General features: G+C 68.0%; 20 protein-coding genes. 13 read left to right on the plus strand and 7 right to left on the minus strand.

The annotated features are described in order from the left end of the window. The first annotated feature begins 67 nt into the window (after nt 1-67). Genes glpA through MPLG2_RS14265 form a run of 3 tightly spaced genes read left to right on the plus strand, consistent with a single transcriptional unit; the run spans nt 68 to nt 4,157 of the window. Entirely contained in the window at nt 68-1,645 is a 1,578-nt protein-coding gene (gene glpA / locus MPLG2_RS14255) for an anaerobic glycerol-3-phosphate dehydrogenase subunit GlpA (protein ID WP_105186706.1), read from the plus strand. Continuing rightward, nucleotides 1,645-2,925, plus strand: coding sequence for a glycerol-3-phosphate dehydrogenase subunit GlpB (gene glpB / locus MPLG2_RS14260; protein WP_105186707.1), 1,281 nt, complete (start codon nt 1,645-1,647; stop codon nt 2,923-2,925). The genes glpA and glpB overlap by 1 nt, the downstream gene beginning before the upstream one ends. Next, entirely contained in the window at nt 2,922-4,157 is a 1,236-nt protein-coding gene (locus MPLG2_RS14265) for an anaerobic glycerol-3-phosphate dehydrogenase subunit C (RefSeq protein ID WP_105186708.1), read from the plus strand. The genes glpB and MPLG2_RS14265 overlap by 4 nt, the downstream gene beginning before the upstream one ends. Nucleotides 4,158-4,988: 831 nt before the next feature. Here the strand turns inward: MPLG2_RS14265 and MPLG2_RS14270 are convergent. Continuing rightward, on the minus strand, nt 4,989-6,056 hold the full coding sequence (locus MPLG2_RS14270) for an NAD(P)H-dependent glycerol-3-phosphate dehydrogenase (protein ID WP_105186709.1): 1,068 nt from the start codon (nt 6,054-6,056) through the stop codon (nt 4,989-4,991). 360 nt (nt 6,057-6,416) lie between these two features. Between MPLG2_RS14270 and MPLG2_RS14275 the strand changes: the two genes are divergently transcribed. From MPLG2_RS14275 to MPLG2_RS14295, 5 genes are all read left to right on the plus strand, one after another. Beyond that, nucleotides 6,417-7,220, plus strand: coding sequence for a DeoR/GlpR family DNA-binding transcription regulator (locus MPLG2_RS14275; RefSeq protein ID WP_231935673.1), 804 nt, complete (start codon nt 6,417-6,419; stop codon nt 7,218-7,220). Between the two features lie 140 nt (nt 7,221-7,360). After that, the gene (locus tag MPLG2_RS14280; protein ID WP_105186711.1) at nt 7,361-7,852 is read left to right on the plus strand and encodes a ribose-5-phosphate isomerase; all 492 of its coding nucleotides are present in this window, start codon (nt 7,361-7,363) and stop codon (nt 7,850-7,852) included. Nucleotides 7,853-7,897: 45 nt separating this feature from the next. Then, on the plus strand, nt 7,898-8,896 hold the full coding sequence (locus MPLG2_RS14285) for a hypothetical protein (protein WP_105186712.1): 999 nt from the start codon (nt 7,898-7,900) through the stop codon (nt 8,894-8,896). Nucleotides 8,897-8,924: 28 nt separating this feature from the next. After that, nucleotides 8,925-9,794, plus strand: a complete 870-nt coding sequence (locus tag MPLG2_RS14290) for an HAD-IIA family hydrolase (protein WP_105186713.1) — start codon at nt 8,925-8,927, stop codon at nt 9,792-9,794. Between the two features lie 75 nt (nt 9,795-9,869). After that, nucleotides 9,870-11,219, plus strand: coding sequence for a sn-glycerol-1-phosphate dehydrogenase (locus MPLG2_RS14295; RefSeq protein WP_105186714.1), 1,350 nt, complete (start codon nt 9,870-9,872; stop codon nt 11,217-11,219). A 187-nt stretch (nt 11,220-11,406) separates the two neighbouring features. On the opposite strand, the gene MPLG2_RS14300 is transcribed toward MPLG2_RS14295, so the two are convergent. Genes MPLG2_RS14300 through MPLG2_RS14320 form a run of 5 tightly spaced genes read right to left on the minus strand, consistent with a single transcriptional unit; the run spans nt 11,407 to nt 14,726 of the window. Further along, nucleotides 11,407-11,940 (minus strand): hypothetical protein, encoded by a 534-nt coding sequence (locus MPLG2_RS14300; protein WP_105186715.1) that lies wholly within the window; start codon nt 11,938-11,940, stop codon nt 11,407-11,409. Further along, complete coding sequence (locus tag MPLG2_RS14305) at nt 11,937-13,385, minus strand: hypothetical protein (RefSeq protein ID WP_105186716.1); 1,449 nt, start codon at nt 13,383-13,385, stop codon at nt 11,937-11,939. The genes MPLG2_RS14300 and MPLG2_RS14305 overlap by 4 nt, the downstream gene beginning before the upstream one ends. Before the next feature lie 6 nt (nt 13,386-13,391). Further along, nucleotides 13,392-13,643 carry a hypothetical protein gene (locus MPLG2_RS14310; protein WP_105186717.1) on the minus strand — a complete coding sequence of 84 codons (252 nt, stop codon included), beginning with the start codon at nt 13,641-13,643 and terminating at the stop codon, nt 13,392-13,394. After that, entirely contained in the window at nt 13,640-14,446 is an 807-nt protein-coding gene (locus MPLG2_RS14315; RefSeq protein ID WP_158681237.1) for an ABC transporter ATP-binding protein, read from the minus strand. The genes MPLG2_RS14310 and MPLG2_RS14315 overlap by 4 nt, the downstream gene beginning before the upstream one ends. A 37-nt stretch (nt 14,447-14,483) precedes the next feature. After that, nucleotides 14,484-14,726 carry a hypothetical protein gene (locus MPLG2_RS14320; RefSeq protein WP_105186719.1) on the minus strand — a complete coding sequence of 81 codons (243 nt, stop codon included), beginning with the start codon at nt 14,724-14,726 and terminating at the stop codon, nt 14,484-14,486. A 245-nt stretch (nt 14,727-14,971) separates the two neighbouring features. On the opposite strand from MPLG2_RS14320, the gene trxB reads away from it, so the two are divergent. Further along, nucleotides 14,972-15,949 (plus strand): thioredoxin-disulfide reductase, encoded by a 978-nt coding sequence (gene trxB / locus MPLG2_RS14325; protein ID WP_105186720.1) that lies wholly within the window; start codon nt 14,972-14,974, stop codon nt 15,947-15,949. Nucleotides 15,950-16,003: 54 nt separating this feature from the next. Further along, a complete protein-coding gene (trxA, locus tag MPLG2_RS14330; RefSeq protein WP_105186721.1) occupies nt 16,004-16,327 on the plus strand; it encodes a thioredoxin in 324 nt (107 codons plus the stop codon). A gap of 161 nt (nt 16,328-16,488) precedes the next feature. Here trxA and MPLG2_RS14335 read toward each other — a convergent pair whose 3' ends face one another. Continuing rightward, nucleotides 16,489-17,079, minus strand: a complete 591-nt coding sequence (locus tag MPLG2_RS14335; RefSeq protein WP_158681238.1) for a hypothetical protein — start codon at nt 17,077-17,079, stop codon at nt 16,489-16,491. A gap of 17 nt (nt 17,080-17,096) precedes the next feature. On the opposite strand from MPLG2_RS14335, the gene MPLG2_RS14340 reads away from it, so the two are divergent. The 3 genes from MPLG2_RS14340 to MPLG2_RS14350 are packed head-to-tail and all read left to right on the plus strand — an operon-like array spanning nt 17,097 to nt 20,102. Further along, nucleotides 17,097-18,422: an aminotransferase-like domain-containing protein gene (locus MPLG2_RS14340; protein WP_105186723.1), complete on the plus strand. Its 1,326-nt coding sequence runs from the start codon at nt 17,097-17,099 to the stop codon at nt 18,420-18,422. Between the two features lie 19 nt (nt 18,423-18,441). Further along, the gene (locus tag MPLG2_RS14345; protein ID WP_105186724.1) at nt 18,442-19,401 is read left to right on the plus strand and encodes a D-alanine--D-alanine ligase family protein; all 960 of its coding nucleotides are present in this window, start codon (nt 18,442-18,444) and stop codon (nt 19,399-19,401) included. 2 nt (nt 19,402-19,403) lie between these two features. Beyond that, nucleotides 19,404-20,102: an SURF1 family protein gene (locus MPLG2_RS14350; RefSeq protein WP_105186725.1), complete on the plus strand. Its 699-nt coding sequence runs from the start codon at nt 19,404-19,406 to the stop codon at nt 20,100-20,102. Nucleotides 20,103-20,208 lie beyond the last annotated feature (106 nt).

A 20,208-nucleotide genomic window follows, 5' to 3' on the forward strand; every position in this document is an offset into this window, starting at 1 on the left:
GCACAGGGCAGTTCGCCGCCGAGCAACGATGTTCACGGCGCTGACCCGCAAGTGATCGGAGGTCGACATGAAGACCCTCTCCGCAGATGTGGTGGTGGTGGGTGGCGGCTCCACGGGCGCCGGCGTCGTCCGAGACGTGGCCATGCGTGGCTACTCGGCGATTCTGGTCGACCGGGCCGACCTCGGCCAGGGCACCACCGGCCGCTACCACGGCCTGCTGCACTCGGGCGGACGCTACGTGGTCAGCGACCCGCACTCGGCCACCGAGTGCGCCGAAGAGAATGCGATCATCGCCCGGATCCAGGCGCACGCGGTCGAGCGCACCGGTGGCTACTTCGTGGCCACCCATGTCGATGACCCGTCCTGGGGCGACGAGTGGGCCAAGGGCGCGACCGACACCAAGGTGCCGTTCGAAGAGGTGTCGGTCACCGAGGTGCTGAAGGCCGAGCCACGGGTCAACCCCAAGATCAGCCGCGCCTTCAAGGTCGAAGACGGCTCGGTCGACGGCTGGCAGATGGTGTGGAGTGCCGCCAACTCGGCCAAGCTGTACGGCGCGCAGATTCTCACCTACCACCGCGTCACCAACATCGAACGCGATGGCGACCGGGTCGCACAGGTGATCTGCACCGATGAGAAGACCGGCGAAGAGGTGCGCATCAACACCAACTTCGTGCTCAACTGCGCCGCCGCCTGGGGCGGCCAGATCGCTCACATGGCCGGCTGCCCCGACGTTCAGGTGGTGCCGGGCGCGGGCATCATGATCGCGATGAACCACCGGCTCACCAACAGCGTGGTGAACCGGCTCACCTACCCGGCCGACGGCGACATTCTGGTGCCGGTGCACACCGTGTGCATCATCGGCACCACCGACCAGAAGGCCGACGACCCCGATCGTCTGGAGATCGCCTGGGACGAGGTGCAGCAGATGATGGACTGCGGCGAACTGCTGGTGCCCGGGTTCCGCAAGGCCAGGGCGATTCACGCCTGGGCCGGGGCCCGTCCGCTCGTGAAGGACTCGCGGGTGGGTTCGGGCGACACCCGGCACATGAGCCGCGGCATGTCGATCATCGACCACTCCGAACGCGACGGCTTGAAGGGCCTGCTCACCATCGCCGGCGGCAAGCTCACCACGTACCGCCTGATGGCCGAGAACGTGGTCAACGCCATGTGCGAGCAGTTGGGCGAGTCGAGGCCGTGCCGCACCGCCGACGAGCAGGTGCCGGGGTCGGAAGACAAGAAGAACTACGTGATCACGCACCGGCTCGAAGAGCGTGAGCACGACCGGTTCGACGACCAGATCCTCTGCGAGTGCGAACTGATGAGCAAGGGCATGTTCACCCGCGCCCTGGTCGATCAGCCCAAGGGCAACTTCGACGACCTGCGCCGCCAACTGCGCCTGGGCATGGGCCCTTGTCAGGGCGGTTTCTGCTCGATGCGCGCCACCGGGGTGGCGTTGCAGAGCGAGCACATCGACGTCGAGCGGGCCACCGGCCTGATGCGGCTGTTCCTGAAGAACCGGTGGATCGGCATCTGGCCGATTCTCTACGGCGATCAGGTGCGCCAGACCGCCCTCGACAACTGGATCTTCCAGGGCACGCTCGACGTCGAGCGTCTGCCCGGCCCGACGCATGAGGAGGTCGTGTGATGACGCGAGTCGTGGTGATCGGTGCCGGCCCCGCGGGCCTGGTCGCGGCCATTCGGCTGGCCGAGGGCGGTGCCCGGGTGGCGCTGCTCAACAAGGGCACCGGCGGCCTGCAGCTCGGCCAGGGCACCTTGGACATCCTGGGTTACGGCCCCGACCGGGTCGAGCGTCCGCTGGACGCTCTGGCCGGCTTTGCCGAGGCACACCCCGGCCACCCCTACGGGGTGCTGCCCGCCGATCTGGTGGCCCGCTCGGCGAACTACCTGCGCGATCTGGTCGGCCCGGCGCTGCTGGTGGGTGATGCGGCGTCCAACCTGCAGTTGCCCACCGCGGTGGGCGCGGTGCGTCCGACGGCGCTGGCCTCGCCCAGCATGACCGCCGGCGCCTGCGTCGACGGCGCCCGGTTCGTGATCGTCGGCCTGCGCCAACTCAAGGACTTCTACCCCGAGTTGGTGGTCGGCAACCTGGTGCGCACCGACCTGCCCGGCGGCGGACGGCTGCAGGCCCGGGCGGCGATGCTCGACCTGCCCGCCCGTGAGGGCGAGATCGACTCGACCGGCCTCACCTACGCCAGGGCACTGGACGACCCCGCGTACCGCAAGCGCTTCGCCCAGGCGGTCAAGGCTGTGGTCGAGCCGGGCGAGACCGTCGGACTGCCGGCCGTGCTCGGCTTGGACGACCACAACGCCTGGAGCGAGGTCGCTGAGGCGATCGGCGCGCCGGTGTTCGAGATTCCGCTGCCGCCGCCGTCGGTGCCCGGCATGCGGCTCAACCGGGCCCTGACCGCGCGGGCCAAGGCCGCCGGCGTCCGAGTCGTGCCGGGCAGCAAGGTGACCGGTTTTCGGGCTTCGGGCGGCGCCGTCGACAGCGTGCAATTGGCCACGGCCGGCGGTGACCGCGACTTCGTGGCCGACGCGTTCGTGCTTGCCACGGGCGGTTTTGAGTCAGGCGCCCTGACGGCTGACAGCTACCACAACGTGCACGAGTCGGTGTTCGACCTGCCGCTGCGCCGGCCCGAGGGTCACCTGGTGCACGGCGACTACTGGGGTGACCCGCAGCCGTTGTTCACCATCGGTGTCGAGGTCGACGAGCAGATGCTGGTGCGGCACCCGGGCGGCGACCCCGTGTACACCAACCTCTACGCCGCCGGCGGAATTCTGGCCGGCGCCACCCGCTGGCAAGAGAAGTCGGGCGAAGGCATCGCGGTGGCCAGCGCCGTCCGGGCCGCAGACTCGATTCTCGCCGCAGCAGCCACCGCCACAGACCAAGGAGCAGCCTCATGAACGCCTCGCACGGCCTCGAGTTCGCCCAGACTGAAGTCGCGCGGGCGTCCCTCGACCATTGCGTGAAGTGCACGATCTGCGAAACGCACTGCCCCGTGTCGGCGGTGACGCCGAAGTTCACCGGGCCCAAGTTCGTCGGGCCGCAGGCCGAGCGGTTTCGCCACGGTGAGTCGGTCGACCACTCGCTCGACTACTGCAGTTCGTGCGGGGCCTGCACGCTGGCCTGCCCGCAGGGGGTGAAGATCGCCGAAATCAACGGCCAGGCCCGCGCGGTGATGAAGGCCGACCACATGCCGCTGCGCGACCAGTTGATTTCGCAGACCACGCTGATGGGCATGGCGATGACACCGGTCGCGCCCGTGGCCAACGCGGCGTTGTCACTCAAGCCGCTGCGCACGGTGATCGAAAAGGTGATGGGCATTCACCGCGACGCACCCATGCCGAAGGCCAACACCCAGACCATCACCGGCTGGCTGAAGAAGCGGCAGAACCCTGCCACCAAGGCGACCCGCGGCACTCTGGTGTTCTTTCACGGGTGCGCGGGCGGCTACTTCGAGGTCGAGACGTCGAAGAAGTCGATCGAGGTGCTCGAACACCTGGGCTATGAGGTGCTGGTGCCCAAGCAGGGCTGCTGCGGCCTGGCTCAGCAGTCGAACGGGCTGTTCGACGGCGCCACCGACAAGGTGCTCAAGCTGTGCGACGACCTGCGCTCGGCCGGACGCGACCTGACGATCATTTCGTCTTCGGGATCGTGCACCGGCATGCTCAAGCACGAGGCGCACGAGATCATGGGCGTCGACGACTCACGGCTCAAAGACGTGGGCACCCGCATTCGCGACATCATGGAGTTTCTGCTCGAGCTCTACGAGGCCGGCGAACTGCCCACCGACTTCAAGCCGATCGAACTCACCGCGGTGTACCACGCACCCTGCCAGTTGAAGAGCCAGGGCATGGGCCAGCCGGCCATGGAGATCCTGAAGCTGATTCCGGGCGTCGAGGCGGTCGAGTCGGGCGCCACCTGCTGCGGCATCGCGGGCACGTACGGGCTGAAGAAAGAGAAGTACGAGATCGCCCAAGCCGTCGGCAAACCGCTGTTCGACAAGGTGAAAGAGGTCAACCCCGAGTACGCGATGTGCGACACCGAAACCTGCCGCTGGCAGATCCGCAAGGGTTCCGGCGCCCAGGTCGAGCACCCGATCTTCCTGGTCCACCAGGCGTACGGGCTGAGGTGAACGTCGCTCGGCGGGCGAAGCTGAGAAACGCGGCGAGACAATTCGTCATACCTGCGAACGCCGGGATCTCTTCGGCCGATCGGGTGTCGAGTCCCTCGGCTGAGCCAGTGTCCGCTGCGCGGGGTCGCTCCTGTCTCGCCCATGCCGAAGATCGTCGGCATTCGCTGCCCAAAGCTGCGTTCCCAGTGGGGCCGACGATCCCGCCAACGCCCACCAAACCTGGACAGGAGCAACCCCGCTCCGCTTCGCCCTACGTCCCAGCCCAGGGCCGGTTCAGCCTGGCAAGACCCGCCCGCCGCTGGCCAAGCTTGTCGAGACCCAACCGCTGGTGGAGTCCGTCGAGACCCAAACCGCTCATCGAGCCCTGTCGAGACCCATCATTGGTCGAGCCGGTCGAGACCCAAACCGCTGGTCGAGCCTGTCGAGACCTCGTCCTCGCCGACGGGCACCGGCTCGTCAGATAACGTCCGATCTGACCCTTCTTCGCGCTCAACGAGGCGATAGGCCCTTCAAATCGGACGTAATCTCGCACACTCACACGAGCCAGGTGCACGCGCACGGGTGAAGCGGAGTGAGCGGCACCCCGTCCGGGATAGGTGGGCGTATCGACGCTGCGCTCCTCAACTTGCCCGCCTTCGGCGTGCTGCGTATAGAGGGGGGCGCGTCGGCCCTGGGCACCCAACGAGGGTTCAGGGCAATCGGCCGACGAGCTCCGCTGGGGCGGGACGGGGTGCCGCTCGCTCCGCGGCAGCACAGTCGACAAAGAGTCTCGACCCAAGCGACAGCCGCCGAGAGAACCCGGCGTTCGCCAGGATGACGAACGCCGAGCCCTCAGACCCCTGAGCCGTTGGCCCCGAAGAACGTCTTCCACGGCACGTTGACGGCCCGGTCTTTCGCCACCACCTCGTGCAGGTGCCGCAGCAGCGGGAACTGGTCGGGCTGCAGTACTCCGCGCTCGGTGAGCCGTTCGAAGGCGTCGCCGATCACCTTGATGGCCGCTGCACCCTCGAGGGTGACCCCCGGCATGCGGTCGCGGGCCTCGGTGAAGGTGAGGCCTGCGCCGACCAGCCGTCCGACCTTGACGTTGCGACCGCCCATCGAGGTGACGAAGCAATCGCCGATGCCCGGCAACCCCAGCACCGTGGACGGTTGCCCGCCCAGCAGATCCATGAACTGGGTCATCTCGACCGAGGCCTGCCCGAACAACGCCGCGCCGTAGTTGAAGTTCACGTACTGCGGGTCGTCTTCGTCGAGGGCGTCCAACTGACCGTGCATGAAGCCGGCCCCGAACGCGTAGCAGTTCTTGGTGGCGGCACAGACCTCGACGCCGACGAAGTCGGAGCTCGTCCACACGTGGTAGAAGTCGGTGGCGAACAGGTCGCGCCACAGGTCGAGCACCTCGGGGTTCTCGCCCGTGAACACCACGCACGTGTGGCGCCGCATCGCCACCTCGCCCGCGATGGACGGCCCCGCGATCGCCGAGATCGACACCTGGTCACGCAGGTCGTCGGGCAGGTGCGCCATCAGGGCTCGGGGCAGAATCGTCAGATTGCCGTCGTCGTCGGCCTGCATGCCCTTGGCCAGGGCGATCACGTGCATGCCGGGGCGCAGCAGGCCGGCCAACTGCTCGCCCGCCCAGTCGACGCCGAACGAGTTGACGCCGCTCATCACCAGGTCGACCCCGTCGAACGCCTCGGCGGCCTCTTCCAACTGGTAGGCGGTCACGTTCGGGGGCACCTCGAGGTTGAGGTTGGGGTGCACACCGGTGTTCTTGATCGAATCGATGATCTCGCGATCGAGATGGGTGCCGACCAGCCGCACCTCGTTGCCGTTGTCGGTGAAGGGGGTGGCCAGCGCGGTGGCCATGATGCCCGAGCCCAGCACGACGAGAGTTGCCATGATGCATCCTTTCCGGCGATTCGCCGGGCCTGGCCGTCGGCGGGGTGCCGAGCGGCTGAACGATCGGCAAGCCGCACCGAAGCGGCGCCGGTGCCGAATCTGGTACTCGCCCAACCTAGTGCTCCGCACGGGCGCTTAGCCACACAAACATCGGGCCAAGCGTGTGGAATACAACACATCGTGAGTGAAACAGTCCCGTTCGGACGCTGGTCGTTACCGGCTGCGAGGGCTGCAGCACCAGTCGCTGACTAGCTGCGAAAAGTGACCAACCGGCGAAATCACCCCGCCCGATGTGGCAAAGTGCGTACATTTTCTCACAGATGCGCGGAGATGTTTGTTAACTGAGAGTAAAGGTCAGTCATGGCTGTGAAAGGACGTGGACGAGGGTCGGCGGGGGCGCTGCGCGAGCGGCGAATGACGATCGCCGAACGGGTGGTCAAGAACGGCTCGGCCTCGGTCGACGAACTCGTCGAACTCACCGGGGTGTCGGCGATGACGGTCTATCGCGACATCGAGGCCCTCGAAGATGCCGGCGTGCTGGTGCGCCATCGCGGTCAGGTCACCGCGGTGGCCACCGGGCTCAACGAGATCGCTGCCAGCATCCGGGTCAATCAGAACGCCGAACTCAAGCAACAGGTCGCCCGAGTGGTCGCCGACCGCATTCGCCCGGGCAGTTCGATCATGGTGGACGACTCGACCACCGCCCTGTGGGTGCTGCGCCAGCTCGACGTGGTGCCGATCACCGTGGTGACCAACTCGATGTTGGTGGCGCGTGAACTCGAGCGCCGCTCGGGTGTGCGACTCTTCGTCACCGGCGGTGAGTACCAGGCCTGGGCCGAGGCGATGCTGGGCCAGAACACCACCGACGTGATCGCCGGCATTCGGGCCGACTACTGCCTCATGTCGGCCTCTGGCATCAGCGACCTGCAGTGCTTCCACCCCTACGAAGACTGCGTGCAGGTCAAGCGGGCCATGATGGCGTCGTCGGCCGAGTCGATTCTGCTGCTCGACCACACCAAGCTGAACCGTCGGGCGCTGCACACCTTCGCCTCGATGACCGACTTCGACCAGGTGATCGTGGACGCGCTGACGCCGTCCGACCTGATCGCCGACCTGCGCGAGCGGGGCGTAAACGTCACCCAGGCCGGCGCCGTCAACGAGTGACCGTGGGCGACTGAACGGCCCGATAAGTTCCAGACCGCTGGAAAGCATCACAAAGTCTGTTACAAACACCTTGCTCGCTGGTAGGTTCAGGCCAGCGGACCCCTGTCGGCGGGTCCGTCACCTCGTGCAAAGGAGTACGAATGGGCCTGCGAGTGGTGGTCGCGGCGGACATCGCCGGATACGACTACAAAGAGCAACTGAAGAAAGACCTCGAGGCCGACGACAGGGTCGATGAAGTCATCGACGTTGGCATCGGATCCGGCGAAGACGTCGACTACCCCCACGTGGCGGTGGCCGGCGCTCGGCTGATCGCAGAAGGCAAGGCCGACCGTGGCCTGTTCGTCTGCGGCACCGGCATGGGCGTTGCGATCGCAGCCAACAAGGTTCCCGGCATCAGGGCCAGTACGGCACACGACAGCTTTTCCGTCGAGCGACTCGTGTTGTCGAACAACGCCCAGGTGCTCACCTTCGGTCAGCGGGTCATCGGGCTCGAACTGGCCAGGCGACTGGCCAAGGAGTGGCTCGGGTACACCTTCGACCCGAACTCGTCCTCGGCGCCCAAGGTGGCCGCTCTCGAGTCGTACGACACCGGCGACAACAGTGCGGAGGCCGCGCGAACCAGCTGCGACTGAGCAGCTGGACTCACCTTCCCTCAATCAATCTGACAAGGACGGCACATGTTCACCAGTGACATCGCTATCTTCCTGCTCGGGCTGATCGCGGCCATCTTCGGCGGGTACTTCGGTGCAGCCATCGGTGGCAACTTCGCGTTCACCCTGACCGGCTTCATGATTCTGTTCTCGTGGGGCATCTTCGCGGTCGGTGGCAGCGACATCGGCTTCAACTACGTGGCCTTCGGCCCCGTGATGGGCCCGCACATCACCTTTGCCGCAGGCGTTGCCGGCGCGGCGTACGCCATGCACAAGGGATTGATCGAATCAGGCCGAGACGCCTCGTCGCCGCTGGCCCGTCTCGGCCGTCTCGACGTGCTGCTGGTCGGTGCCGCTTTCGGCGCGTTCGGCTACCTGTTCAACATCGGGCTGAGCTTCATTCCGTGGTTCGGCAGCCACATCGACACCGTCGCCCTCACCGTGTTCACCTCGAACGTGCTCGCGCGCCTGATCTGGGGCAACGGGCTGCTGTCGCCGCAGAACTACAACAAGGACGCCACCTCGTTCATGAAGAAGATCGCCCCGAACGACACCTACTTCTGGCTGCGTTACCAGGAAAAGCCGGGCCAGTACCTGCCGCTGGGCTTCTTCGCCGGCGGCATGGCCGCGGCCGTGTCGATCATGCTGGCGCACTACGTGCAGGGTGGTTCGGCCTGGGCGCAGACCCTGCCGTTCGCCATCTCGGCCATCATCATCGGCTTCCTGATCCTGGGGGCCGAAATGCCGGTGCAGCACCACATCACGATCATCGGCGGCCTGGCCGCGGTGAAGTTCATGCCCGTGCTGGCCGGGGCCGGCTTCGAGTGGAACGCCACCTGGACCTCAGCCACCTGGATGGTCGCCATCGGAGCGGTGCTGATCGGGTGTGTGTTCGGCATGATCTCGGCGTTCCTGGGCGAGTTCCAGTCGCAGTTGTTCCACCAGCGCGGCACCACCCACGTCGACCCGCCGGCGGCCGCGATCTGGGTGTCGACGCTGCTGGTGCTGACCCTTTCCGGCAACTGACGAACTGATCGACCACGAGGGGCCGTCCATGTCGAACACTGATGTACTGCAGGCGCCGAGCGAGTTCTACGACGCCTACGTCTTCGACATGGACGGCACCATCTATCTGGGCGACCATCTGCTGCCCGGGGCAGCCCGCATGATCAACGAGCTGCGCCGGCGCGACATACCCATTCGGTATCTGTCGAACAACCCCACCAAAGACCCCGAGATGTACGCCCGCAAGCTGACCAAGCTGGGGCTGCCGACGCCCGTCGAAGACATCAGCAACACCATCGTCACCACCACCAAATGGCTGAAGGCCCACCACCCCGACGCGGTGCTGTTTCCGATCAGCGAAGAACCGCTCAAGCGGGCTCTGGTGAAGGCGGGGTTCACGCTCAGCGACGATCCCGAAGAGATCGACATCGTGATCGCCAGCTACGACCGCACCTTCGAGTACCGCAAGCTGCAGATCGCCTTCGACGCGATCTGGTTCTACAAACGCGCCTTTCTGATCGAAACCAACCCCGACCGGTTCTGCCCGTTCCCGGGCGGCCGCGGCGAGCCCGACTGCGCGTCCATCACCGCCGCCATCGAGGCCTGCACGCGCACCAAATGCGTGAAGTCGCTGGGCAAGCCCGACCCGATCATGCTGCAGGTCACCATGGAGGGCTTGGACGCCCGCGTCGAGCATTCGATGATGGTGGGCGACCGGTTGCAGACCGACATTCAGATGGCGCTCGACACCGGCATGGTCTCGGGTCTGGTGCTCACCGGCGAGGCGACGGCCGACGACGTCCGTGCGCTGACCGATGAGCACCGGCCCCGCTACGTGATGGATCGCGTCGATCGGTTGATTCCGGCCGCGGTCTGGCACGAACTCGGCTGGACCGACGACAACCGGACCGACAGCTGACTGCTTTCGGCCGTGGCCCGGTGCCACGGCGGTGTTCGGCATTCCCAAACCCCGCTAGAACGGAGCGCAACCCACATGTCCGACCTGATCGAAAAGGCCCTGCAGACCTCGACCGACACCAAGGCGGTACTTGCCGGCGAACAGGCGATCGACAGCGTCGCCGAGGTGTTCACCGCCACCTTCGGTCAACGGCCGGCCGTGGTGGTGGGCGACGAGCGCACCATGGCCGTGGCCGGCAACGCCGTCATCGAAGCGCTCAAGGCGGGCGGCGTCGAGGTGGCCGACCCCTACGTCTTTCCCGGTGACCCCGAGCTGTACGCCAAGTACGAGAACTGCGAGCTGCTCCGCGACGTGCTGCGCGACATCGACGCGGTGCCCTTAGCGGTCGGCGCGGGCACCCTGAACGACATCGTCAAGCGTGCCTCCGGCGAACTCGACCGCCCCTACCTGGTGGTGTGCACGGCCGCGTCCATGGACGGCTACACCGCCTTCGGCAGCTCGATCGCCGTCGACGGCTACAAGCAGACCCTGAACTGCCCGGCCCCCGCCGCCTGCGTGGCCGACTGGACGGTGATGGCCGCGGCTCCGCAGGTGATGACGGCCTCGGGCTACGGCGACCTGCTGGGCAAGGTGCCCGCCGGCGCCGACTGGATCATTGCCGACGCGCTGGGCGCCGAAGCCATCGATGACTACGTGTGGGGGTTGGTGCAGGGGCCGCTGCGGGCGTCCCTGGCCAAGCCGGAGGCGCTCGCCGCGGGCGACGTGCCCGCCACCGGTGAACTGGCCGAGGGCCTGGTGATGTCGGGCCTGGCCATGCAGGCGCACGAGTCGTCGAGGCCGGCATCGGGTGCCGAGCACCAGTTCAGCCATTTGTGGGAGATGGAGGGCCACGGGGTCGACATCAAACCCCGCCGGCTCAGCCACGGGTTCAAGGTGGCGGTGGGCAGCGTGGCGGTCGCGGCCCTGTACGAACGCTTCTTCGAGCGCGACATCGCCAACCTCGACGTGGACGCGGCAGTGGCCGCCTACCCCGACGCCGCGGCGATGGAGGCCCGCTCGCGCGCCGCCCACCAGCCGCACCTGGTCGAAGAGGTCGTGGTGCAGACGATGGCCAAGCACCTGACGCCCGAGCAACTGCGCGAACGTCTCGAACTGCTCAAGTCGTTGTGGCCGACCCTGTTGCCCAAGCTGCAGGAGCAGTTGATTCCGGCCGCCGAGTTGCAGCGCATGCTGCGGGCCGCAGGCGCCCCCGCGCACCCCTACGACATCGAGCTGACCTGGCCCGAGTTCAAGGCCACGTATCAACGGGCCCAGATGATCCGCAAGCGCTACACGGTGCTCGACCTACTGCTCGAGCTGAACCTGCTCGACGAACTCGTGGAGGAGTTGTTCGCACCCGGCGGGTTCTGGGCCGAGCAGGAGTGACAAGCCCGTGGCGCGAGTTGGGGACGGTTCCCAGCTCGGGCCACATCCCCCTCACCGCCATCCCGGCGAACGCCGGGATCTCCTCCGCACCACGATCCCGAGCTAAGCCCAGATGATGAAGGAAGCCGCCCACCCGGCCTACCATTGACGTTGTCGTCGGTGATCGTCGCCTTCGATATCGAGGGTGTCACTGCCCACCAGTGGCACCCTCTTTATGTGCCGTTTCGAGCTGCGCCCGCTCAAGGTCCCACCGCCGCACCAGGCCGGCGCAACCGGCGTGCAGCGCCACCGCCCCGTCCGTTCGGCGCACCGGTACCAGGTTGAGCAGATGGACGCCGGCGAACGCCGTGGCGATCCAGACCGGCGCCGGTGTCAGGGCCGCGATGCCGACCGACACCGCTGCGCCTGCCAGCGGCCCGACCAGGGCCACCGCCGCACTGTGCTGCGGGTGCAGGCCGGGAGCGTCGACCGACAGGCCCCGCCACGAAGTCCGTAGCCGCGCGGCGTCGGGGCCGCCCAACCGGCGGGCGAGCCACAGGTGTGCGCCCTCGTGGGCCAGAAGTCCCGTCACCCCCACCAGCACCCCCCAGCCGGCGGCCGCGAGCGGGGTGGCCAGGTCGGCGGCCGCCCAACCCGCCAGGGTGGCGGGGCCGAACAACAACGCCGCCATGGTCAGGCCGGGTTTGAGGCAGCCGCGCAGCAGCTCCAGAGCAGTCGTCATCGCAGCGCCGCTCGCACCGACACCAGGCCGTAGCCCAGCGCAGCCAGTCCGATGGCCGCCACCTGAAGGGCCAGCGCCCACCACAGGCTGTCGACCCCGGCCAGGGCGCTCTGAAAGCCGGCGGCCAGCACGATGACGCTCACCAGCGCGGCGGCCTCGCTGATCGAACCACTGATCGACTGGTCGGCGGTCACCGGCAGCAGCACGCCCACCGCCATCGCCACCAGCAACTCGGCCAGCGAGATGGGCAGCATCCAGGCCAGGTCGTGCCAGGTCCACTGGCCGAGCAGCGCCAGTGCCGCGCCGTAGCCGACCACCACCACGGCCCACACCGAGCAGACCGCCAGCATTTTGGGTACAACCCAGGCCAGCGGCCGCCCGGTCATTCGGTACAGCCACAGCACCCGCCTGGTCGGCCCGAAGGCACCGACGCCGACGGCGCTGAGCATGGGCAGAATCAGGTAGGCGGTGCCCAGCGGATCGTTGCCGGACGCGCCGGTGCCGGCCAGCGCCAGCACCGCCACCCCGTTGAGAAAGATCAGCATCACCAGGTTCGGGCCGAACCGCAGCCATTGGCGGCGCTCGAGGCTCACCATGCCCGCGCCGGCGCGGCGGGCCGAGACGCGTCGGTCGCGGCCCCGGCCCGGCTCGATGTCGTCCACCCGCCCGAGCGCGAGCCACAGCCCGCCCGACACCGCGCCCAGGGCGCCGACCAGCACCCAGCCCTGTGGCCCGTCCAACGCCCAGACCAGTCCCGCGGCCGACCAGACGGCCGGCCCGTGCGGTTCGTTGAAGTTGATCGGCAGGCTGGCCAGAAACATCCACGCGAACGCCGCCAGCACCGCGAGGGCCGCCAGCGCTCGCGCGACGGACGGCTCGATGCGTCCCGCGGCAAGAGCCAGGCCGACCAGGCGGGTGGCGACCAGGGTGAGGTTCTCGGCCACCGCGATCAGGCCGAGCAGCAGAGCCACCCCCCGGACGGCGGCCTCGGGCGGGCCCGACAGTGCCGCCTGGCTGAGAATCGGTGCGGTCAGGGTGACGGCCAGCACCAGGCCGACCAGCAACTCCTGGGTACGCGCCGCCCGGCGCAGAGCCGCCGGCTCGATCGGCAACGGCGACAGGTGCGCGGTAAGGGTGTTGCGGTCGGGGGTGTAGAGGGCCGCCAGAATCGTGCCCAGTGCCGCGAGGCAGCTGACAGCGCCGACCACCACGGCCGGCGCCTCGTGCAGCAGTTGCACCCCGCCGATGCTGTCGAGCACGCTGGCCGCACTCCACACCACGGCCACGATCACCAGGGCCAGCAGCGCTGCCAGCAGCAACGCCGCCTTCCAGCGGGCCCCCAGGGCTCGGGCGATCTGGTTGAACCACGACCTCCAGGCGGCCACGAACAACACCGCGGTCGCACGGTGCCGGTGCCGACCCTCGTTCGCCTTCGTCACCTGCATGGCGCGTCAGGCCCGGGCGACCCGGGTGCGCAGCGCCCCGACAGCGGTGAACAGCGCAGCTCCGAGCAACGTCACGGCCACCAGGCCCAGCGGGTCGAAGGCCACGTCGATCGACGGGGCGGCGCCGCCGCGGGGCGGCGCGGTGACCAGCCAGGGCACGTTCACGCCGACCCCGGTGGTGAAGCAGACGACCGCCACCACGATCATGCCGGCAACCACCAGCGCCGCGGTGAGGACGAGATTCTTGGCGAACTTCATGAGATGCCTCCTGAGACTTCGGTTGCGACCGGATCGATGCGGTCGGGATCGAGGGTGTGGGTGAGGTGTTGCAGCTTGCGCTCCAAGCCGGTGCCGATGCCGGTGAGGGCAAGGAACAGCGCCTCCAGGTTGGCGGCGCGGTGCCGCTCGAGCAGCTCGGCCGGGGCGCCCTGGGTGACGACGCGTCCTTCGCTGACGATCACCACCTCGTCACAGCCGCGTTCGGCGGCGAACAGGTCGTGGGTGGCGATCAGCACGCCGTTGCCGGCGCCCGCGGAGCGTTCGATGACGGTGTTCATCAAGATCGCGGCTTCGGGGTCGAGGCCGCGCAACGGTTCGTCGAGCACCAGCAACCGCGGACGGTGCGCCGTGGCCAGCACGAGTTGCAGCTTGCGCTTCATGCCGTGGGAGTAGTCGCCCACGTACTTGTCGAGGTGGTCGGCCAGGTCGAAGACGTCGAACAGGTCGTAGGCGGCCGCGAGGTCGAGGCCGGGCCGCAGATGGGCATGCAGCATCAACAGTTCGCGACCGCTCAGCGATTCGGGCAGCGGCAGGTCGTCGGGCAAGAAGCCCAGGCGGTTCTTGGCCGCGGCGGTGTCGTGAGGGTGGCCGGCGATCGTGATGCCGCCCGAACTGAGCCGGTGGTAGCCGGTGATGCAGTGCAGGGTGGTGGACTTTCCGCTGCCGTTGGGCCCCAGCAGCCCCACGATGCGGCCGGGCCGCACCGTGAAACTCGCGCCGTCGATGCCACGCTGGCGTCCGTACACCTTGGTCAGGTTGTCGACCTGCAGCGGAAAGTCCACCACTCCTCCTTCAGGGGTTCAGCTCAGCGACCGGGGGTCAGTAGCAGCCGAGCTTGACGCCGATCTTGATGCCCCACGGCCCGCGGACGGCCTGGATGTCGCCGGTGAAACCGCGGTAGCCGGCGTTGCGGCAGTACACCCAGGCGACGGCGGCGGCGACGACGAGAATGCCGATCAGCACCAGCCACACCCAGCGGTACTCGCTGCTGGTAGCCAGTTCGGCCTGCCGACGCACGAACGACTCGACCGCGATGCGGGTCTTGACGTAGGTCTCCAACATGATGCTTCCTTTCCGCGTCGGGCGATCGTCGCCTTCGACGCTGACTCGGCCACTGCCCACCAGCGGCCGGTTTCAGTGCAGTTCACCGGTGCCGGGGGAGGCAACGGCAGACGGCCAGAAGTCAACTTGCGGTGATCGAAGAGTCCCCCGAAGTTGATTGCGGAATACCCCGCCCGCGGCCGGAGTTGGTGCAGAAGCAAGCGGCGGTAGGCTGTCGGGGTCGTCTCAACACCACGGGGTAGTGCATGTCAGAGGTTCGTGAAGTCATCATCATCGGCTCCGGCCCGTCGGGTTACACCGCGGCCATCTACGCGGCGCGGGCCGACCTGCACCCGCTGATCTTCGAGGGCGCCGTCGAGGCCGGCGGTGCGCTGATGAACACCACCGACGTCGAGAACTTTCCCGGTTTTCCCGAAGGCATCATGGGGCCCGACCTGATGGGCAACCTGCGTGCTCAGGCCGAGCGTTTCGGCGCCGAGATCGTCACCGACGACATCGTGGAGGTCGATCTCACCGGTGTGATCAAGTCGGTCACCGACTCTGCCGGTGGCGTGCACCACGCCAAGGCGGTGATTCTGGCCATGGGGTCGGGCTATCGCCGGCTGGGCGTGCCGGGTGAGGACGAGCTGAGTGGACGAGGCGTGAGTTGGTGCGCCACCTGCGACGGCTTCTTCTTTCGCGACAAGGCCATCGCCGTGATCGGCGGTGGTGATTCGGCGCTTGAGGAGGCCACGTTCTTGTCGCGCTTCGCCAGCTCGGTCACTGTGGTGCACCGCCGCGACGAACTGCGCGCCTCGAAGATCATGATCGCCCGCGCCGAGGCCGACCCCAAGATCAGCTTCGCGTGGAACTCGCGGGTGGTGTCACTCAACGGCAACCCGTCGCTCACCTCGATCACCCTCGCCGACACCACCACCGGTGAAGAGCGCGACCTGGAGGTTCAGGGCTGCTTCATCGCCATCGGTCACGACCCCCGATCCGCTCTGGTGCAGGGGCAGATCGACCTCGACGCCGCCGGTTACGTGCTGGTGCAGCCCGGTACCACCCACACCAACCTGCCCGGCGTGTTCGCCGCCGGCGACCTGGTCGACCACACCTACCGGCAGGCCATCACGGCGGCCGGCACCGGGTGCTCGGCCGCTCTGGACGCCGAGCGCTACCTGGCAGACATCGAAGGCCTGGCCGACCTGAACGAACTGTCTGAGTCGGGCGCTAGCGTCTGACCGTCACAGGCTGAACGACCCAGAGGGCCCCCACCCACAATCGAGAGGAACACGATGGCTGAAGTCAACGCCGTCACCGACGACACCTTCGAATCGCTGGTCGTCAAGGCGACCAAACCGGTACTGGTCGACTACTGGGCCGACTGGTGCGCCCCCTGCCGCCAGATCGCCCCGATCATCGACGAGCTGGCCGGCGAGTTCGGCGACCGCATGGGCTTCTACAAGCTCGACACCAACACCAACCCGCGGGTGCCCACCGAGCAGGGCGTGCTCGGCCTGCCGACCATTCAGATCTTCTCGGGCGGCGAGGTCGTCAAGTCGTTCACCGGCGGCAAGACCAAGGCCGCGCTGATTCGCGCCATCGAGGAGTTCATCTGACGCAGCGCTGGTCGGCCGGGTCATGACCCGTGGCTGACCGAGCTCTTGCGAGATCCACGCCGAGACTCGTGGGTTGAGCCCGCCGAACGCCCACGCTGAACTGGTGGTGCGCTCATCGAAACACCTAGTCAGCCCGTATCAACCACTGCACTCGGCAATGCTCAGCTGCGCCAGGCGCCGATGACCTGACGACCCGCCGGTTCGGGCGGGGCCACCGGCCGAACCGACTGAACCAGGCGTTCCAAGCGATCCATCACGCCTTCGAAGGGCACGCGTGCGGTGGCGCCCAGGTCGAGGCGCCACCGTCCGGCACGCTCAGAAGGCGTGAACCCGGTGGCCAGCAGAAAGCCCGCGGGCAGGCTCGAACAACTCCGAACCGCTGACGACGTCGCTCGAACAGAGCCCACCCTCGCCCGCACCAACCCGGCGGCTGCGGTGCGCACCAGTTCGCGTCCGGTGCCCGCCCCGACGAGCTCGGGCGCAACAAAGGCAGTGACGATACGGGCCGGCGAGCGCGAACCACTGCCGTCCGGCGTCAGCAGCAGCAGGCCGACCGTGCGGCCCTCGGCCACCGCTCGTGCCGCGCACCAGCCCCAAGCCGCTTGTGCCGAGACCGCATCGGCCTCATCGGCGGGCACGGCCAGGCCGCAGTAGGGGCAGGCCAGCCCGCGCAGCATCGCCGAGGTCACCAGTTCGACACCGATCACGGGTCCTCCTGCCGTTCGCGCCGCGACCACTGTCATCTTAGGCATCTGGCTAAGCTGGGCCGGTGAGCCTGCCGCAACCCGTCACGCGTCGTGACACGGTTCTCGACCCGTGGATCGACACCTACGCCGAACGCACCCACGGGCTCACCGTGTCGGCCGTACGCGCTCTGTTCTCGGTGGCCAACCGGCCCGAGGTGGTGTCGCTGGCGGGCGGCATGCCGAACATCGCCGACCTGCCGCGCGAGGCGATCGGCGAGGCCATCGCCGCCCTGATCAGAGACCGGGGCGCGCAGGCCATGCAGTACGGCTCGGGGCAGGGCGAGCCGTTCATGCGCGAGCACATCACCGAGGTGATGGCCGAAGAAGCCATCGCCGCGCACCCCGACGACGTCGTGGTGAGTTGCGGGTCGCAGCAGGCGCTCGACCTGGTCACCCGAACGTTCTGCGACCCCGGCGACGTGATTCTTGCCGAGGCGCCCTCATACGTGGGGGCGCTGGGCACGTTTCGCGCCTATCAGGTGCAGATCGTGCAGGTGGCCATGGACGAGCGCGGCATCGTGCCGCAGGCCCTGCGCGAAGCCGTCGCGGCCTGCCGGGCGGTGGGCAAGCGAGTCAAGTTTCTGTACACGATCCCCAACTTTCAAAACCCCACCGGCGTCACCCAGAGCCTCGAGCGCCGCCGCGAACTCATCGCGGTCGCGCATGAGCTCGACCTGCTGATCGTCGAAGACAACCCCTACGGACTGCTCACCATCGAGGGCGAGCCACTGCCCGCCCTGCGCTCGATGGACGACGAGCGGGTGATCTACCTGGGCTCGTTCAGCAAGACGTTCGCCCCGGGGTTCCGGGTGGGTTGGGCGTTGGCGCCGCACGCCGTCCGAGAGAAGCTGACCCTGGCGCAGGAGTCTGCCACCCTGGCGCCGCCCGTGTTCAGTCAGTTCGCCATCTCGACCTACCTGCATCAGTTCGACTGGCGCGCGCAGATCGTGGCCTACCGCGACATGTACCGCGGCCGCCGCGACGCCATGCTGCGCGGCTTGACCGAGAACATGCCCCCCGGCTGCACGTGGACGCACCCGACCGGCGGATTCTTCGTGTGGCTGACCATGCCCGAAGGGCTCGACAGCCAATCGATGCTGCCGCGCGCGGTGTCGGCTCGGGTCGCCTACGTGCCCGGCACGGCGTTCTACGCCGACGGCCTGGGTAGTCGCAACATGAGATTGTCGTTCTGCTTTCCGAGCGAAGAGCGCATCGTCGAGGGCACCCGGCGGCTCGGTGAGGTGATCCACGACGAGCTCGACATGCTGCGTACCTTCGGTATCGACGCCGGCACCGTCGAGGCCGTGCACCGTGACCTCACCACCGGCCCAGCACCCGATATCACCTAGCCAGAGAGGCGCACAGAGCATGAGCAGCGAGATCGGCACCATCGTGGTGCTGGCTGGCGGTCTGTCGCACGAGCGCGACGTGTCGCTGCGGTCCGGACGCCGCGTAGCCCAGGCCCTGCGCGACCGTGGCCACGACGTGGTCGAGTCCGACGTCACAGCAGGGCTGGCCGACCTGCTGGCGACCACCCCCGATCCGGTCGTCTTTCCGGTGCTGCACGGAGGCGACGGCGAGGACGGTGCGCTGCGCACGGTGCTCGATCTGTTGGGCGTGCCCTACGTGGGGTCGTCCGGCCCGGCCTCGCAACGCGCGTTCGACAAGTCGATCTGCACTCCGCTGGTGACGGTGCGCAAGCCCGAGCAGGTGGCCTTGCCCAACTCGGTGTTCCGCGAGCTGGGTGCTCCGGCCCTGGTGCAGTCGGTGGTTCGCCAACTGGGCCTGCCGCTCATGGTCAAACCCAGTCGCAGCGGCTCGGCCCTGGGCTGCACCCGCGTCGACCGGGTCGAAGCCCTGCCCGCCGCTCTGGTCGCCGCCTTCGCCTACGGCGAGCTCGCGGTGATCGAACGGTTCGTCGCCGGCACCGAGGTGGCGGTCACCGTGATCGACATCGGCGAGGGCCCACGTGCGCTGCCGGCGGTCGAGATTCGTCCACGCGCAGGCGTGTACGACTACACCGCCCGCTACACCGCGGGCGAGACCCGGTTCATCGCGCCCGCCAACATCACCGACGAGAACGCCGAGGCCTGCGCCGCCATGGGGCTGGCCGTGCACGCCGAACTGGGCCTGCGTGACCTGTCGCGCACCGACATCATCATCGACGCCGACGGGCCGGTGTTCATCGAAACCAACGTGGCGCCCGGCATGACCGAAACGTCGCTGGTTCCGCTCGCCGTCGAGGCGGCCGAACTCGACTTCGGTGAGCTGTGCGCGGCTCTGGTGCGGCAGGCGCACGTCCGCGGCGGCGGAACGAGTCAGGGCTGAGCATGTCGGTGCGCGGACGGCAGGCCCTGGTGATCGTGCTCGGCGTGGTGCTGGCCGGTGTGATGACCGTGCTCGGCGCGTGGCAACTGCGGGTGTTCACCGACCAGGCCAATGCCTCGGTGCAGGCCAGGGCCCAGCAGTCACCGGTGCCGCTGCTCGACTTCGTGGCCGTCGACGGCACCGTCGGCGACATCTACGGCAAGCCGGTCACGGTGCAGGGGCACTATCTGGCCGACCAACAGCAACGAGTGCTGGGCGCCGACGGCGTGGTACGGGTGCTGTCGGCCTTTCAACTCGCCGACGGACGGGTGCTGCCGATCGTCCGGGGCGCCATCGCCCAAGGTGTGGACGCTCCCCCGCCGCCGACCGGCGAGCACAGCGAAACAGGTCTGTTCTTGGCGTCCGAAGCCGGCACCGATCACGCGTTGGCTACGGGTTATGCGCTTGGTTCGGTGCGACTGCCGCAACTCGCCCAGCTGTGGCCGCAGCCGTTGTTGCCGGGCTTCATCACCCTGGACGCCACCGCGGCCGCGAGTCAAGGGCTGCAGCCCGCCACGGTGTCGCTGCCCACCGGCGAGGGTTCGTGGCGCAACAGCGGGTACGCCCTTCAGTGGTGGGCGTTCGCACTGTTCACCCTCGGCATGAGCATCAGAATCGCGCAGGGCATGGCGAAGAAAGCGCGCACGGTCGCCCGCGACTGACGACTCGCAGCAACTCGTCATCCCGGCGCACGCCGGGATCTCTTCGGCCGATCGGGCGTCGAGTCCCTCGGCTGAGCCAGTGTTCCGCAGCGCGGGGTCGCTCCTG

The organism is Micropruina glycogenica (assembly GCF_900289045.1).
Classification (GTDB): Bacteria; Actinomycetota; Actinomycetes; order Propionibacteriales; family Propionibacteriaceae; genus Micropruina; species Micropruina glycogenica.

What these genes read in the sequence shown, in the direction of transcription:
- MPLG2_RS14295 (WP_105186714.1), top strand. Translation starts at nt 9,870, where the DNA reads ATGTCCGACCTGATCGAAAAGGCCCTGCAGACCTCGACCGACACCAAG.
- trxA (WP_105186721.1), top strand. Translation starts at nt 16,004, where the DNA reads ATGGCTGAAGTCAACGCCGTCACCGACGACACCTTCGAATCGCTGGTC.
- glpB (WP_105186707.1), top strand. Translation starts at nt 1,645, where the DNA reads ATGACGCGAGTCGTGGTGATCGGTGCCGGCCCCGCGGGCCTGGTCGCG.
- MPLG2_RS14265 (WP_105186708.1), top strand. Translation starts at nt 2,922, where the DNA reads ATGAACGCCTCGCACGGCCTCGAGTTCGCCCAGACTGAAGTCGCGCGG.
- trxB (WP_105186720.1), top strand. Translation starts at nt 14,972, where the DNA reads ATGTCAGAGGTTCGTGAAGTCATCATCATCGGCTCCGGCCCGTCGGGT.
- MPLG2_RS14320 (WP_105186719.1), bottom strand. Translation starts at nt 14,726, where the DNA reads ATGTTGGAGACCTACGTCAAGACCCGCATCGCGGTCGAGTCGTTCGTG.
- MPLG2_RS14305 (WP_105186716.1), bottom strand. Translation starts at nt 13,385, where the DNA reads ATGCAGGTGACGAAGGCGAACGAGGGTCGGCACCGGCACCGTGCGACC.
- MPLG2_RS14310 (WP_105186717.1), bottom strand. Translation starts at nt 13,643, where the DNA reads ATGAAGTTCGCCAAGAATCTCGTCCTCACCGCGGCGCTGGTGGTTGCC.
- MPLG2_RS14300 (WP_105186715.1), bottom strand. Translation starts at nt 11,940, where the DNA reads ATGACGACTGCTCTGGAGCTGCTGCGCGGCTGCCTCAAACCCGGCCTG.
- MPLG2_RS14345 (WP_105186724.1), top strand. Translation starts at nt 18,442, where the DNA reads ATGAGCAGCGAGATCGGCACCATCGTGGTGCTGGCTGGCGGTCTGTCG.
- MPLG2_RS14280 (WP_105186711.1), top strand. Translation starts at nt 7,361, where the DNA reads ATGGGCCTGCGAGTGGTGGTCGCGGCGGACATCGCCGGATACGACTAC.
- glpA (WP_105186706.1), top strand. Translation starts at nt 68, where the DNA reads ATGAAGACCCTCTCCGCAGATGTGGTGGTGGTGGGTGGCGGCTCCACG.
- MPLG2_RS14290 (WP_105186713.1), top strand. Translation starts at nt 8,925, where the DNA reads ATGTCGAACACTGATGTACTGCAGGCGCCGAGCGAGTTCTACGACGCC.
- MPLG2_RS14335 (WP_158681238.1), bottom strand. Translation starts at nt 17,079, where the DNA reads ATGCCTAAGATGACAGTGGTCGCGGCGCGAACGGCAGGAGGACCCGTG.
- MPLG2_RS14270 (WP_105186709.1), bottom strand. Translation starts at nt 6,056, where the DNA reads ATGGCAACTCTCGTCGTGCTGGGCTCGGGCATCATGGCCACCGCGCTG.
- MPLG2_RS14275 (WP_231935673.1), top strand. Translation starts at nt 6,417, where the DNA reads ATGGCTGTGAAAGGACGTGGACGAGGGTCGGCGGGGGCGCTGCGCGAG.
- MPLG2_RS14285 (WP_105186712.1), top strand. Translation starts at nt 7,898, where the DNA reads ATGTTCACCAGTGACATCGCTATCTTCCTGCTCGGGCTGATCGCGGCC.
- MPLG2_RS14350 (WP_105186725.1), top strand. Translation starts at nt 19,404, where the DNA reads ATGTCGGTGCGCGGACGGCAGGCCCTGGTGATCGTGCTCGGCGTGGTG.